18 protein-coding genes are annotated in these 14,147 nt (G+C 66.4%); 8 read left to right on the top strand and 10 right to left on the bottom strand.

Features of this window, described 5'->3' with window-relative positions; all coding sequences use genetic code 11:
* The gene (locus DMC61_RS22055) at positions 1-762 is read left to right on the top strand and encodes an ABC transporter permease (protein ID WP_125690905.1); all 762 of its coding nucleotides are present in this window, start codon (positions 1-3) and stop codon (positions 760-762) included.
* A gap of 90 nt (positions 763-852) precedes the next feature.
* On the opposite strand, the gene DMC61_RS22050 is transcribed toward DMC61_RS22055, so the two are convergent.
* Both DMC61_RS22050 and DMC61_RS41725 read right to left on the bottom strand, forming a co-directional pair.
* Positions 853-1,659, bottom strand: coding sequence for a helix-turn-helix domain-containing protein (locus DMC61_RS22050; RefSeq protein ID WP_125690904.1), 807 nt, complete (start codon positions 1,657-1,659; stop codon positions 853-855).
* Positions 1,660-1,754: 95 nt separating this feature from the next.
* Positions 1,755-1,940: a hypothetical protein gene (locus tag DMC61_RS41725; RefSeq protein ID WP_233594900.1), complete on the bottom strand. Its 186-nt coding sequence runs from the start codon at positions 1,938-1,940 to the stop codon at positions 1,755-1,757.
* 21 nt (positions 1,941-1,961) lie between these two features.
* Between DMC61_RS41725 and DMC61_RS41720 the strand changes: the two genes are divergently transcribed.
* Entirely contained in the window at positions 1,962-2,144 is a 183-nt protein-coding gene (locus tag DMC61_RS41720; RefSeq protein ID WP_233594899.1) for a hypothetical protein, read from the top strand.
* A gap of 482 nt (positions 2,145-2,626) precedes the next feature.
* On the top strand, positions 2,627-2,827 hold the full coding sequence (locus DMC61_RS41715; RefSeq protein WP_370456423.1) for a CBS domain-containing protein: 201 nt from the start codon (positions 2,627-2,629) through the stop codon (positions 2,825-2,827).
* A gap of 211 nt (positions 2,828-3,038) precedes the next feature.
* Here DMC61_RS41715 and DMC61_RS22030 read toward each other — a convergent pair whose 3' ends face one another.
* Both DMC61_RS22030 and DMC61_RS22025 read right to left on the bottom strand, forming a co-directional pair.
* Entirely contained in the window at positions 3,039-3,545 is a 507-nt protein-coding gene (locus DMC61_RS22030; protein ID WP_125690903.1) for a tetratricopeptide repeat protein, read from the bottom strand.
* Positions 3,546-3,673: 128 nt separating this feature from the next.
* On the bottom strand, positions 3,674-3,898 hold the full coding sequence (locus DMC61_RS22025) for a hypothetical protein (protein WP_125690902.1): 225 nt from the start codon (positions 3,896-3,898) through the stop codon (positions 3,674-3,676).
* A gap of 328 nt (positions 3,899-4,226) precedes the next feature.
* Here DMC61_RS22025 and DMC61_RS22020 point away from each other — a divergent pair, with 328 nt between their 5' ends.
* From DMC61_RS22020 to DMC61_RS22000, 5 genes are all read left to right on the top strand, one after another.
* Positions 4,227-6,038, top strand: coding sequence for a BTAD domain-containing putative transcriptional regulator (locus tag DMC61_RS22020; protein ID WP_158634129.1), 1,812 nt, complete (start codon positions 4,227-4,229; stop codon positions 6,036-6,038).
* 102 nt (positions 6,039-6,140) lie between these two features.
* Positions 6,141-7,349 (top strand): LLM class flavin-dependent oxidoreductase, encoded by a 1,209-nt coding sequence (locus tag DMC61_RS22015; protein WP_125690900.1) that lies wholly within the window; start codon positions 6,141-6,143, stop codon positions 7,347-7,349.
* The gene (locus tag DMC61_RS22010) at positions 7,324-7,695 is read left to right on the top strand and encodes a hypothetical protein (RefSeq protein WP_125690899.1); all 372 of its coding nucleotides are present in this window, start codon (positions 7,324-7,326) and stop codon (positions 7,693-7,695) included. Before DMC61_RS22015 ends, DMC61_RS22010 begins: the two co-directional genes overlap by 26 nt.
* A gap of 2 nt (positions 7,696-7,697) precedes the next feature.
* A complete protein-coding gene (locus DMC61_RS22005; RefSeq protein WP_125690898.1) occupies positions 7,698-8,135 on the top strand; it encodes a 3-hydroxyacyl-ACP dehydratase FabZ family protein in 438 nt (145 codons plus the stop codon).
* Positions 8,132-8,878, top strand: coding sequence for an SDR family NAD(P)-dependent oxidoreductase (locus tag DMC61_RS22000; protein WP_125690897.1), 747 nt, complete (start codon positions 8,132-8,134; stop codon positions 8,876-8,878). Before DMC61_RS22005 ends, DMC61_RS22000 begins: the two co-directional genes overlap by 4 nt.
* Here the strand turns inward: DMC61_RS22000 and DMC61_RS21995 are convergent.
* From DMC61_RS21995 to DMC61_RS21970, 6 genes are read right to left on the bottom strand one after another with little or no spacing between them, the layout of a single operon-like run.
* A complete protein-coding gene (locus DMC61_RS21995; protein WP_233594898.1) occupies positions 8,816-10,345 on the bottom strand; it encodes a class I adenylate-forming enzyme family protein in 1,530 nt (509 codons plus the stop codon). The genes DMC61_RS22000 and DMC61_RS21995 overlap by 63 nt on opposite strands.
* On the bottom strand, positions 10,342-11,166 hold the full coding sequence (locus DMC61_RS21990; protein WP_125690896.1) for a hypothetical protein: 825 nt from the start codon (positions 11,164-11,166) through the stop codon (positions 10,342-10,344). The genes DMC61_RS21995 and DMC61_RS21990 overlap by 4 nt, the downstream gene beginning before the upstream one ends.
* Positions 11,167-11,174: 8 nt before the next feature.
* A complete protein-coding gene (locus DMC61_RS21985) occupies positions 11,175-12,146 on the bottom strand; it encodes a 3-oxoacyl-[acyl-carrier-protein] synthase III C-terminal domain-containing protein (RefSeq protein ID WP_125690895.1) in 972 nt (323 codons plus the stop codon).
* Complete coding sequence (locus tag DMC61_RS21980; protein ID WP_125690894.1) at positions 12,136-13,242, bottom strand: acyl-CoA dehydrogenase family protein; 1,107 nt, start codon at positions 13,240-13,242, stop codon at positions 12,136-12,138. Before DMC61_RS21980 ends, DMC61_RS21985 begins: the two co-directional genes overlap by 11 nt.
* A complete protein-coding gene (locus tag DMC61_RS21975; RefSeq protein WP_125690893.1) occupies positions 13,226-13,894 on the bottom strand; it encodes an acyl-CoA dehydrogenase family protein in 669 nt (222 codons plus the stop codon). The genes DMC61_RS21980 and DMC61_RS21975 overlap by 17 nt, the downstream gene beginning before the upstream one ends.
* Entirely contained in the window at positions 13,891-14,145 is a 255-nt protein-coding gene (locus tag DMC61_RS21970; protein WP_125690892.1) for a phosphopantetheine-binding protein, read from the bottom strand. The genes DMC61_RS21975 and DMC61_RS21970 overlap by 4 nt, the downstream gene beginning before the upstream one ends.
* Between the last annotated feature and the right edge of the window lie 2 nt (positions 14,146-14,147).

Below are 14,147 nucleotides of genomic sequence, written 5' to 3'. Positions count from 1 at the left end.
ATGAACAAGCACTTCTTCGGCGACACCACCGTCCTTTTGGGACGTTCGGTGAAACACGTGACGCGCAGTATGGACACCATCATCACGACCGCGATGATGCCGGTGGCCATGATGCTCATGTTCGTCTACGTGTTCGGCGGCGCGATCAACACCGGAACGGACTCGTATGTGAACTACCTGCTGCCCGGCATCCTGCTGATCACGGTCGCGTCGGGCGTCGCCTACACCGCGCTCAGGCTCTTCACCGACATGAAGAGCGGGATCTTCGAACGCTTCCAGTCCTTGCCGATCGCGCGTTCGGGCGTGCTGTGGGCACACGTGCTGACCTCGCTCGTCGCCAACCTGGTCTCACTCGTGATCGTCATCGGCGTCGCGCTCGTCATGGGCTTCCGCTCAGGAGCGGGAGTGGCGACCTGGCTCGCGGTGGCCGGCATCCTGCTGCTGTTCACGCTGGCGCTGACCTGGCTGGCGGTGATCCCCGGTCTCTCCGCGAAATCCGCGGACGGTGCGGGCGCGTTCTCCTACCCGCTCATCTTCCTGCCCTTCCTCAGCTCGGCGTTCGTGCCCACCGCCACGATGCCCGGCCCGGTGCGCGCCTTCGCCGAGCACCAGCCGGTGACCTCGATCGTGAACGCCCTCCGCGCCCTGCTCACCGGGGGTCCGGTCGACACCGACATCTGGACCGCCCTCGCCTGGTGCGCCGGTCTTCTCGTCGTCGCGTACTTCTTCGCCACGATCACCTACCGCCGCAAGATCTCCTGACCGCCGAGGATCGTCGTCGAAGGTCAACTCCAGACGGTGCGGGCCGGCTCTTTCCGGGCGCGCCGGACACCTGACGCGGCCTCGGAGTTCTCAGGTGAGCAGTCTGCGCAAGGCGGTCGGAGTGTGCCCCAGATGCTCGCGCATGGTCCGGCACAGATGTGCCTGGTCGGCGAACCGGAGGTCGGCGGCGAGGGCGGCGAGGCTGGGCTCGCCCGCCTCCAACCGGTCCAGCGCGTGGGCCACGCGGACGCGGTTTCGGTAGCGGGTCAGGGAAATTCCCAGTTCGCGGGTGAAGGCCCGGCTGAGCCGGTACGGCGAGACCCCCAGCAGGGTGGCGAGGGGAACCAGGCCCGCCGTGGCGGGATGACTGTCTCCGATCAGGCGCCGGGCCTGAGCCACCAGCGTCCGGTCACCGGTGGCTGCCCGGTCGCCGTCCGGGACGGTCGTGGTCACGATCTGCCGGACGACCGAGGCCAGCAGGTCGATCAGTCCTTCGGTCGCCGCGTGGTCGGTGTCGGCGGTGCGGGTGGCGGCCAGGAGCCGCCGGTGGGCGAGGTCGAGCCGGCCGTCGACGTACAGCGACGAGCGCTCCAGTCGTGGTGCGTCGCCCGCCATCGTGCGCCAGAGCGCGGGTGTCAGGCTGATCGAGGTGCACGTGTCGCCGCCGTCTGGATGAGCGAAGTACTCCTCGTCGCCGGGCAGCCCGAGGTAGCCGACGGTGGGGTCGAGGTCCGCGCGGACACCACGGACCCGCCTGCGGAACCCGCCGCGGCGCACGAACACGAGCCGCACATCGTCGCGCGGCCGCTCAGCCGTCCAGCCGCGGTGATCGTCGCGGCAGTCCACCGCCGTAACCGCGAACTCCGGGCGGGCTGCGAGTTCGAGGAAGGAGAGCACACGCGGAGGCTATGCGGAGGGTCCGACAGTTCCGCAAGGATCTTCAAGACCCGGGGACAGGTTCGGGGCAGCCTTGGGGACATGGCGTCCATCAGCTACGAAATCATGGTCGAGTCCAGCGCCGAAGCGGTGTGGAAGGTGATCGGCGACTTCAGTACGGGGCCTTCGCGAATGGCACCGGGGTTCGTGGAGGACACCCGCATCGAGGACGGCTGCCGGGTCGTCACCTTCGCCGACGGCACGGTGGTCCGGGAGCGGTGCGTCTCCGTAGACCACGACAAACGCCGGATCGTCTACTCGGGGTGGTCGGCGGCACCGTCCGGCCGGACCACGACAACGCCTCCATGCAGGTCTTCGCCGACGGTGAACGGCGGTGCCGACTGGTGTGGGCCCGCGACGTCCTCCCCGACGCCTTGGCCGCACCGATGGCCGAGGCGATGTCGCAGGCACTGAAGGCCATCAAGCGGACTCTCGACCGGGGCTGACTCCGGCGGGCCGGGACCGTGGGCACAACGGTTGTGGTGGGGATAGGCGGCTCGGGATCCGCACAGCGCACGGCGGTGTGTTCGGCGGGCGAAGCCCGCCAAGAGGAGGAAGCGACTCCGTCCGATCCACGTGTACCTGGTTCCTCCGGTGCGGATGCCCAGCGTGATGCCGTCCGCCGACGCGACCCGGTCGGCGTTCGAGTCGCAAGGGACGCGATGGCTCGCGGAAGCCCGTGACGCGGTGGCCGAGCGCTATCCGGACCTGACGGTCATTGCTTGGTCGTCGTCGCGAGAGGGAACGCCCGGAAGACGCTCCGCCGGAGATCGGCCCGGTCGTCGTGGGCACGGACGGTTCCGAATCGAGTGGCTGACACCGTGGCCGGCCAAGTTCTTGAACCTGTACGTCGAGACCGTGATCGCGCGCGGCCAGCCCATGCCCTGCTCGGTTTCGACGAACATGTGGGCAGGAGACGGTGAGGAGCATGCGAGCACGGGACCTGATGTCGGCCCCGGCCGTCATGGTGACGCCCGGGGCCACCGTCACACAGCCAGCCGAGCGCTTGGCGGAGAAGGAATTCACCGCGTTGCCGGTAATCGACGAGGATGGATCAGCGGCGGCACGGACGCCGCTGAGTCGGCAGGGCTCTACTCGACGGACGTATCCGCGCGATGCCCATCGTTGACGGTGCCAAGGGGGTCGGAATCCTTGAGCGAGGCGTGCCTTCGCCCGTCCGGACTAGGCGATCCGCCATCACTTGTCGATCTACGGCGGACCGGCCCGGTGGACGGCCGAAGCGCGCGACCGCGTCCTGAGGCCGACGACGCCAGGGACAACGAGACCGACCGACATGCGGCGAAGCTGCTGGCCGAGGCGGTTCTGGGGGCTGGCTTTGATCAGGAGGTTTCCCGAATCCTTTCCAGACTGCTGCGGCAACTGGTGGTGATCGGATGACGCTCGCCGAGAGCTTCGCCGCACACTGCCAAGGTGGCGCGTTGTTCTTGTTCGGCGGCCTCCCGCAAACCGAGATGGTAGAGAAGCACGCCGTGATTCACTCGGCGGCCAAGGGTGACCGGATCGCGCTCGCCGAGAGTGGCCGTCGTTGCCTCGACCAGCATTCTTTGCTGGTTCACCGCTTCGCGCAAGTCGCCGGAGTCGAGCAGGAGGTAGGCGAGCAGGCTTTGGCTGAACAGCGTTTCCACATCGGCCGGGCCGAGAGCGCGAGCGCAGTCGTTCTTGGTGGCCCGCAACTCGTGCTCGGCCTCCTCCAGCCTGCCGGCGCGGTGCAGGGCGAAGCCGAGCAGGTTCCTGGCTTTCAGTGTCTCCCGATGATCCGGCCCGAACCGGCTAGTGGCAAGCGAGACCGCGGTCCGGTGGGTATGGATCGAGTCGACTTCCGACATGCTGCTTCCTCCCCTGTAGTGAACTGCCCTCTCGAACGAGGGTACGCGCATCGTCGGCCCGCATGGCGAGATCGAGGGGCACCCGCAGGGGGTTCCGGGTGCCCCTCGATCAAGGCTCACTCAGCGGTTCACAGCGGGATCCAGTAGTACCCACCGTCGATGTACGTGCAGATGTGGATGATGCCGAACCGGTCGGTCTTCCAGTCGCCCACCTCGCTCGAGGTGCACGCTCCGGGGGGATTGCTGAACAGTGTCGCTTCGGACGCCTGCGCGGCCGATGTGCCCAGAAGTGTCAGGCCGAGCAAGGCGGCCGTTCCGGCCAGCGCGGCGCCGATGTAGCGAATTCGATTCATTTCTTCTCCCGTGTTCTGGAGGGATTGAACCTACTTGGTAGGTGTTGCCACTTTCGCGTAGTGAACTGACGAACGACTGACGCGGGGTGGAATTTTGCCGTCCTTCCGCGTCCGATGGTTCTACGGAATTTCTATATCTCACCTATTTCGAGTAAGTGTCGGGAAGAACGGGTCGACGGAACGCGCAAGCGCATTCCCCGGCGCCGTCGGGTTTGCTACGGTAAACAATCCGGCAGAGGGGCGGGGAAAGGCGATGTCCGTTTCTTCAGGTTCGTTCTTGCGTGCTCGAGTGCTCGGCTCCTTGGAAGTTAGACGGCGGGATCAGCTCGTGGAACTGGGGCCGGTGCGTCAGCGGGTCATACTCGCGCTGTTGCTACTGAACGCCGGGCGCCCGGTCCCGCGTGCTCGACTGGTCGACGTGCTCTGGGCCGATCCGCCCGCGAACGCGGTGAACAAGGTGCAGGGTTATGTCGCGGCCTTGAGGAACGTCTTGGAGCCGGGAAGGCGACGCAGAGGTGAGTCGATTTTGCGGCATACGGGCGGCAGCTACACGCTCGACGTGCCACGAGACCTGCTGGACCTCTCGGTGTTCGACGACCTGCTCGGCGCCGCTGCGGCCGCCGAACGGACCGCGATCGCCGGGTTGCTGAGGTCCGCGCTCGAGCTCTGGCGCGGTGACGTGCTCGCCGACCTTGGCGAGATGCTCGCCCATCTGCCGGAGGTTCAAGCGGTGCGATCCCGGCATCGGCAAGCGGTACTGACGGCGGCCACGCTGGCTGAGGATCGCGCGGACAACGCCGTGCTGGTGCCACATCTGACGAGAGCCGCCGAACTGGCCCCGCTGGACGAGGAGGTTCACGCGGTGCTCATGGTGGCGTTACATCGCTGCGGCCGGCGAGGAGATGCACTACGGGCGTACCACTCCGTCCGCGAACGCCTGGCCAGGGAGCTCGGTGTAGGGCCGAGCTCCCGGCTCGCCGAGGCCTACCAGGAGGTTGTGGGTCCCGACGCGGAGCCGTCGGTGCCGGCGCAGCTGCCCCCGGACGTGCCGAGATTCGCCGGGCGGTCCATGATGCTGAAATCGCTGTCCCGCAAACTGACCAGGAGCCACGCGCGTCCCAGGGTCGTGCTCCTCGCCGGTGTGGCGGGTGCGGGCAAGACCGCTCTGGCAGTGCGGGCGGGGCATCTGGTGGCGGAGGCGTTCCCGGACGGCCAGCTGTTCGCCGACCTGGGCGGTACCGGTGACCGGCCCGCGGATCCGAACGAGGTCCTTCATGGTTTTCTGAGAGCGCTCGGTGTTCCCGACGAACGCATCCCCATCGCGTTGCCGATGCGTGCCGCGTTGTTCCGGTCCTTGCTAGCGCATCGGCGGATCCTGGTGGTGCTCGACGATGTGCGGGACGTCGCGCAGGTTCGGCCGCTACTGCCCGGTTCTTCGTCCAATGCGGTGGTACTTACGAGTAGATCCCATCTCGCCGCTATGGACGTCACGGACCGCGTTGACGTCGGGGTGCTGAACGCTCCGGACGCCGCCGAGTTGCTGGCTTCGACGCTCGGTAGGCCGCTCGGAAACACCGACGGCGAAGCGGCGGAGGGGCTGCTCGCGGCTTGCGGATACCTCCCGCTCGCCGTGCGGATCGCGGCGGGCCGGATTCTGCTCGGCGGCCATCCGGACATCGCCTCGCTTGCCCGCCTTCTGAGCGACGAGCGAGCCAGGCTCGACGAATTGCGATTGGGCGATCTCGCGGTGCGCTCCAGCTTCATGCTCAGCTACCGGAATCTCGATGCTCAGTCCGCGCGTGCGTTTCGGCTGCTGGCGACAGCCGTTAGCCCGGTGCCGAGTCCGGCGGCGGCGGCGATGCTGGCTGTGCGCCCGAATCAGCTCGCGCGTCTCCTGGAGCCCCTGGTCGACACGCACATGCTGACCATCGACGCGATGGGGCGGTGCGAGTTCCACCAGTTGTTGCGTGTGTTCGGCCGGGAACGCGCACGGGCCGAGGACGGAGAACAGGAATTGCTGCGAGCCCACATGCGGCTGGCCGGTTGGTATCTGAACACACTTGGGCGAAGGGTGGAGACGTCTTGTCCCGTGCCTGGCATCTCCGACACCGCACCTGATCAACGCCTCCAGCGAGTATAGGACCAGTATGGGGTCAAGCCGCACCCTGATCCGGTGCCGAGCATCTTTCGTGGCCGGCACACCGTTCTTCTGCTGTGGTGGTGAACAAGAAGGAGTGTGCCGATGCGATTCGGACTTTTCTACGAGCTGCAGATGCCACGGCCGTGGGAAACGGGAGCCGAGCATCGGTTGTTCAACGAGACACTCGACCAATTCGAACTGGCCGACCGGCTCGGTTACGACTACATCTGGATGGTGGAACACCATTTCCTGGAGGAGTACAGCCATTGTTCCGCCCCCGAGGTGTTCCTCGGTGCGGCCAGCCAACGGACCACCAGGATCCGACTCGGTCACGGGATCATGGCCCTGCCGCCCAACGTCAACGCGCCGGCGCGGGTCGCGGAACGGATCGCCACTCTCGATCTGATATCCGATGGCAGGGTGGAGTTCGGTAGCGGAGCGTCGAGCACGGAAGTCGAACTGGATGGCTTCAGGGTGGACCGTCGGCGCAAGAACGCGGAGTGGCTCGAGGCACTGGATGCCGTCACAAGAATGTTGGTCGAGGAACCTTTCGCCGGGTATAAGGGCGATCACATCACGATGCCCCCGCGGAACGTCGTACCGAAACCGTTGCAAACCCCGCATCCGCCGCTGTGGCGTTCGTGCATTCGCAGAGAGGCCATCGTCGATGCCGCGTCTCGCGGCCTCGGTGCGCTCACCTTCTCCTTCGTGCAACCAGACCAGGCCGCACGTTGGGTACAGGCCTACTACGAGACAATTGCGTCCGACGAGTGCGTGCCCATTGGTTTCTCGGTGAACCCGAACGTCGCGATGACGCTTTACCTGCAGTGCCACCGTGACGAGGCCGTCGCGCGTGAACGTGGCGTCGCGAGTCACACTTTCTTCGCGAAGTCACTCGCCTACTACTACCAACACGGAACTCCCGCGCCAGGACGGACCTCGCTGTGGGACGACCTTTCGATCGAAGAGCAGGCGAAGAACGGTAACGGTCACCAGGTGGAGCTCAGTGCCGCGTTCGACGCCGTCGGGAGTCCGGGCCGGATTCGTGAGCGGCTGCGCCGGTACGAAGAAGCCGGCGTCGACCAGATCTTGCTGGTGGCGCAGTCGGGGCGAATCCCGCACGAGCAGGTCTGCGAGTCCTTGGAGTTGTTCGCGAAGGAGGTCATGCCAGAGTTCCACGACCGGTGCGAGGCGGTGGAACACGCGAAACGGATCAAGCTGCGGCCGGCCGTCGAAGCCGCGCTCGCGAGACGCCCTGGGCCGGTCGAGGTGGCTCAGGACTACCGTGTCCCCCGACCAGCGAAACTCTGAGCGGCAACCGGTGACGCCCTACGCCACGTCCACTCCGCTGGAGGTCAGCAGGATCGTCGTATCGACGACGCCCGCTCTCACCGACCCGGTGTTCGCCGGGCATTTTCCGGGTTTTCCCTTGCTGCCGGGTGCTTACCTCATCGAGTTCGTCCTGCGTGCGGCGGTACTCGGCCGCCCGGATGCGGTTCTCGCCGAACTCGTGGATTGCCGGCTTCACGAATCGGTCGCCCCAGGCGACCGGTTGCGGATCGAATTGTCCTTCAGCGACCTTTTCTGTTCTGCAGTCGTGACGGTGGACGGGCGCCTGACAGCGCGACTGCGGCTCAGATATCGGGACGGAGAGTGACGATGATCCCGGTCGAGGAGTTGCTGCCGCACCGCCCGCCTATGTTGTTCGTCGACGAGATCGTCGAACTCGTTCCCGGTGACCGGATCACCTGCGCCCACTCCGTCACCGGATCCGCGTCGATGCCCGGTGTACTGCTCCTCGAATCATGGGCGCAGGCCGCGCTACTGCTGGTGGTGTGGGACGCCCCGCATCCGGATACCCGGGCTTCGGCCGTTCCGATCGTGGGCAGGTTCGGCGGGGTTCGCTTCGGAAGGAACGCCTTGCCCGGCGAGACGATCGAGCACCGGGTGAAACTGAACAGACTCATCGCCGGGACCGCCTTCCTAAGCGGCAGAAGCCTCATCGACGGCGAGATCGTCCTGGAGGTCGACAGGCTGGTAGGGGGAACCCGTCTGGCCGCGGACCTCCGCAATCCTGGGGAGGGGAGCGACCGATGAACGACTCATCGCGACCGGTAGCCATCGTCACCGGTGGTTCCCGGGGGATCGGGAGGGCTGTCGTGGATCGCCTCGCCAAGGACGGATACGACCTCGCGTTGTGTTATCGATCGGATCGGGAAGCGGGCGCAAAGGCGGTCGCCGGTGCCCTGGAACACGGTGCGAGGGCGATCGCGTGTCAGGTCGACGTCGCCGACGCCGCCGCGGTACGGGATTTCGTGCGGGTCGCGGAAATCGAGTTCGGCAGGCTCGACGCGGTCGTCTCGTCGGCGGGGATCATCCGGGACAAGCCACTCGCCCTGATGGCGGGCGAAGATTGGCGTTCAGTGCTCGATGTGAACCTGGACGGCACCTACAACGTCATTCGAGCGACGATCCGGAGGATGATGAAGCAGCGAGGAGGCGCCATCGTGACTTTGTCGTCGGTGGCGGGGGTGGCAGGAAATGCCATGCAGACCAACTACTCGGCCTCGAAAGCAGGCATCATCGGCTTCACCAAGGCACTCGCCAAGGAAGTCGGGCGATACGGGATCCGGGCCAACACGATCGCACCCGGCGTCATCGAGTCCGACATGACCTCGGCTCTGAGGGATGCCGAGGAAGAGGCGATTCGGGACAGAGTGGCGCTCGGCCGATTCGGCACGGTGGACGAGATCGCCGAGGTGGTTTCCTTCCTCGTGTCAGCGCGTGCCTCCTATTTGACCGGTCAAGTCGTCACCGTCGACGGCGGAATGACCCTGTGACTCGGCGTCAAGCGTGACGCTGAGCTTCTTCCTGTCGATTTTCCCGTTTGCTGTCAACGGAAGCTGTTCCAACCGGAAAACCAGCCGCGGTACCTTGTAGGGCTCGATCTCCTCCCGCAACGACGCCAGGAACTCGGCGGGTTCGCGCGAACCTACCAAGAACAGCACCGCCTCGGGACGACCAGGAGCGGGAGGTAGGACCGCCGCGGATTGGATACCCGGCAGCCGGCACGCGGCCGCCTCGACCTCGGTCGCGCTCACTCGGAAGCCACGCGACTTGTAAAGGTCGTCCCGTCGGCCGCTGAAGTAGAGGTAGCCATCCTCATCGAGCCAGCCGTAATCGCCGGAATGCAACCGTGGGAACAGGCCCTCCGACCGGCGGAACCGTTCGGAGGTGCTTTCGGCACGCCGCCAGTAGCCCGCCATGACATGAGGACCGCGGATCACGAGCTCGCCGACGGTGCCGGCCGGAACTGGGTCGCCTTCGTCGTCGAGGACGAGCACTTCGGTACCGGGTAATGGCAGACCCGAGGAACCGGGACGGGCCAGATCCCCGTCCGGGGGCATGATCGACACTCGTTTGCATTCGGTCAGACCGAACATCAACTGCACACGCAGACCGGGCAGCCGGTCGCGCAGCACCCGGAGGACGTGGGCCGGCATGGCGGCGCCGGTGTTGGTGAGCAGCCGCAAGGGTGGTGCCCCGCCGTAGCGGGCGAGCATACGGCCAAGGTTCTCGGCGAGTGAGGGCACCGCCGGCAGGACGGTGGCGCCGGCGCGGCGCAGGTTCCGTAGCAGGACAGGGCCGATGTCGGCCGAACCACCGAGCCACACGTGTGCTCCCGCGAGGGCGGCGAGAAAGACTTGATAGAGCCCGTAATCGAACGACAGGGGGAGTGCGACGTACACAACGTCGTCCGCGCGATACCTTAGTCGTCCTTGGATGGCCTTTGCCGCGAACAGCACCTGCGCGTGCGTCGAAACGACCGCCTTCGGCATCCCGGTACTGCCCGAGGTGTAGACGAGGCAGATCGGATCGATCGACAACGGGCCAGGCCCCGCCGGAGTCCCGTCGGACTCCAAAGTGTCGGTGTCGGCCACTGGTATCGCGTTTTCCGAGCAGGCCGAGCGTACGTCGAGGTGGTCGGTGAGCACGAGCGCCGGCTCCGCGTCCTTCAGCACGTGGTCGAGACCGGCGCCTCGGATCTGCTCGTGGACGACGACGAAAACGGCACCGATGCGGGAACTCGCGTAACCGATGATCACCGTTGAGGGCCGGTTCGGGGAAATGATCAGGACACGATCGCCGCGGCGTACCCCCTGGCTCGCCAACCAGTTCGCGGCCCGCTTGCTGGCGTCGGCGAGGTCCGCGTAGGAGAAGGTGTGGCCTTCGCAGCTCAATGCGGGCGCTTCGGGCGTCATGGCGGCCGCATCGTCGAGGATGTCGTGCACCAATCCTGCGTTCACGGCCGTGTCCCAAGGTTCTCGGGCACGTGGAACGTGCAGAGGCAGAGGTAGCCGAGCTCTGGCTCGTACTCGACCACGAGCACCATGCGTGCGAAGGACGTCGCGGTCTCGAGTTCTGCCGCCAGTTCGGCCCAGACCGAGGTGCAAAGCCGGTCCTTGGGCGCCACGCGTAATCGATGTGGCGTCCGCGGGGGTGGGACGGTGGGCCCGCACACCAAAGTCACCGGTCCGGAGGGCAGCTCGGCCAACTCGGCGGCGAGCACGGAGTCCAGCCGTTCCAGGCTCACCCCGGGCAGGTGGCGGGCGAGCCCCGCCTTGATCGCCCCATCAGGAGTGAACAGGAGGCCGACGGCGTGATCCGTGCCGAAGTCCAGCCCTGCCAACGCCGGATCGGAGTATGCGATCGTGCCCTGGTCCATCGCCAATACGGCCGCACGGCGATAACCACCGGTAGCGAGTTGTTGAACGAGCCGTATCGCGGTGAACGGAGTCGCTCTACCCTGTTCGGTCACGGCGAAGGTGAGTGGTTGCCCCGTGCAGCCCTGATCGAGATAACCTGAAATCGACGTGGCCAGGCCACAGTCCGGGAGCGCGTGCGCGACGACGACGAGATCGGGATCCGTCGAACCGGCCAGCCCCCGTAGCACCGGTTTCCCCATGTGGGCATAGCTGTTCCGGTTGCCGGGGAGGTTCTGCCACCGGTCGACCGGCACACCATAGGGTGCGGAACGTTCGGCGAACAACGCGATGACACCGGGATAGTCCGGTTCGGCTCCGTTGACGCCGAACGTGGTGTGGTGGATGGCGCTCAAGCCCAGCACGGCCCCTCCTAGTGTTTGAAGAGCATCGCGGAAAAAGTCGCGCCTAGCCCTACGCTCGCCATCAGGTAGTGGTCACCGCGGCGCAGCAGACCGCGGCTCAGCGCATGTGCGTAGTTGACGAACGAGTCGGCGCAGAAACAGTGGCCGGTCACCGGGATCGTGTCGAGGAGCACCCGGTCGACAGGAAGCCCGAGCACCTGGCACACACGGACCCAGGAGATTCGGTTGATGTTGTGCGGCAGGATCTGTCGGACGTCGCCGAGCGCGACACCTGCTTTCTCGGTGACGGTTCGGAGAAGCCCCGCGAGCGTGTCCGGATAGGACCGCTCGAACTCGGCGATCAACTCGCCGCTGTCGGCGCCGAAGTCGTTGAAGGCGCCGAGTGTGCGCGTCTCGAATGCCACCAATCGGTCGTGTCCGCCGCCGAGACCGACGAGGCAAGCGGCCGAGGCCTCACCCATCACCGTGGAAGCCGGCATGTACCGGGCCACATGCGGATAGGTCTTCTCGCCGGTCAGCAGCAAAACCTGTCCGTTCGGGTCTCCATCGGCACGCAGCATCCGCCCCGCAAGGTCAATGCCGAGCAGCCCGGACGCACACGCGTGCTGGCTGAGCCCGAACGCGGGCACGTGACCGAGGCCGAGTTCCCTGGTGGCCACGTGCAGCGCGTTGACCGAGTAGGGGCCAGTGGGCTCGATCGTCCTGGCGTGGATCACGTACCGAACGTTGCTCAGGTCGGGCAACAGGCGGGCGGCCGACACCAGCAGGTCGGACTGTCGTGCCGCCGGATCCCAGCGCACCCTGTCGAGCCCCATGAATCGCCGGTACCGCTTCAGTTCACGGGCCGTGAGGCCGAGCACCTCGGCTATGTCTTCCAGCGAGTAACTGTGCTCGGGTACGTACACGGCCACCGACGCGAGCCGGGTGGCGGTCGTGGCCGGTGTGGCCACGTCCGGCCCGGTTGACAGGTCAACGGCCATAGTGCGCTTCCCCTTTGAGATACCCCTGTGTCACGTGAAGCCGCTGGATATGGCTTGTTCCCTCCATGAACTCGAACGCCGCCGAGTCTCGCCACCACTTCTCGAGCAGCGGATGCTCCAGCAACGCTCCCCTGCCGAGTAGCCGGGGGAGGCGGGCGCACACTCGCTCGCAGAGGGCGACGGCCGTCAGCTTCGCCAGTGCCGCGCCGTAGCCACGGGTGCGGTCGACATCGACGTCAGCGGCCGCCTGGAAGGTCAGCAGACGCACAGACTCGATTTCGGCTTCCATCGCGTCCAGCTCGAACTGTTCCTCGACCGTCCACTCACGACGCTCGGTGCGTACGTACTCGTGTACCGCGAGCGCCGTTCCGACCGCCATGGCGGCGACCTGGACCCGCACGATGTTGAAGCACTGCAGTAGTCCCCACATTCCGCGGCGTAAGGACTTGAGGTGCGAACCGAGCAGATCCGCCGACCGCACCGGAACCCCGTCGAAGGTCATCTCGCTGATCCGTGCGCCGCGCAGGCCGATCGTCTCCAGAGGAGCCGCGGACAAACCCGGAGCTGGTGTTTCGATCAGCGCCGCACGCAGCGACAAGGGACTCGGGCCGGTCCTGGCGAGGACCACGCCTGCCTTACCCCGCGAGCCGTTGCCGACGAATCGCTTGGCGCCGTGCAACCGGTAACCGTCACCGTCCCTGTGCAACTTGGTGCGAAGGCCGGGCACATCGCTGCCACCGGTGGGTTCGGTGACGGCGAGGAACGCCCAGCTCCTGCCGTCCGCGACGGCCGCGGCCAGCCTGCCGCGCTGGTCTTCGTCGCCGATCAGCCCGGTCAGGATGCCGGCAAGCGACTGACTCGGACATGCGAGCACCGTACCCGCGTCGCCCTTGGCGAGCTCGACCATGACGACCGCGGACTTGAGACAGCCCAGGCTGATCGGGTCGAAGCGGTGGATCGCCCGCGACGCGGCGGAATCGAGATGCTTGTCGAGGTGGTCCGGACTCGCGTCGACCGATAGCGCTCGTTCTCGCAGATCCGCCGCGCATTCCCGGGCTTCCTCGCGGAGGATGTCCAGCTCAGTATCGAGTCGCATCGGGAATCCCTGTCCAGGTGGTATGCACGAGTTCGGCGAAATACAGGCAACGGACCGGATGATCGCGAAGGTATCCCTCAGCGCCGAAGAAGGTCCGGATGGACCGTGCCGCTGTGTCGAGGCGTGCGTGCAGTTCCGCGGCCACGGCAGGGTGATCCGCCGACGACCTCAGGCCGTACCGACAAGTCTCGAGTTCGACGAGCACATCCGCGATCGCGCCACGCAGCAGCTGTTTGTCGGTCAATGGCTTGCCGTCCGCCTGCCGCCCGCCCAGATGGCGGACGGCGACGTCGAGCATGTGCTCCGTCAGTCCCAGCCTGACCGCGGCCAGCAACAGCCCGGTCCGATCGGCGGACGGGGGATCACCGGGCCTCGCTCGGTCCCAGTTGCTCACTTCGACCAGTGCCAGCCCTTCGGTGGCGATGAGTTCGTGCGACAGAACGGTCACGACCGCATCCTCGGCGGGGAGCCAGGCGCCAGGCAGGGTCCAGCCGACGATCGAACCGTCTACCCCCGTCGGCACCAGCGTGAGACCCCGGCTCGAGCACGGCGCGGGTACCCCCCCTGCGAGCAGAAGTCGCAGTCCGGCGGCGAGGCCCTCGGCCTCGCTCGTCGAGCGCAGGTCTTCGACGACCGTGGGCGACACGGTCACTTTCCCGAGGCCATGGCGGCGAGATAGTCGGCGAGGCTGCCGGCGGTCTGGAAGACGGCGGGATCGAGCGTGTCCGGGTCGACTTCGAAGCCGACGATGTCCTCGAGCTCCATCAGCAGCTCGATGATGCCGGTGGAGTCGATGCTCAACTCGTCGAGCAGCCGGGTATCGGCGGCCAAGGTGAGAGCACCCTGACCGAGGACCTTCTCAGCCACGATCCGGATTTGTTCGATTGCTTCGAGACGATCCATCT

Origin of the sequence: Amycolatopsis sp. WAC 04169, assembly GCF_003947535.1 — a bacterium.
Classification (GTDB): Bacteria; Actinomycetota; Actinomycetes; order Mycobacteriales; family Pseudonocardiaceae; genus Amycolatopsis; species Amycolatopsis keratiniphila.
This window is presented reverse-complemented; position numbering and strand designations above follow the sequence as displayed.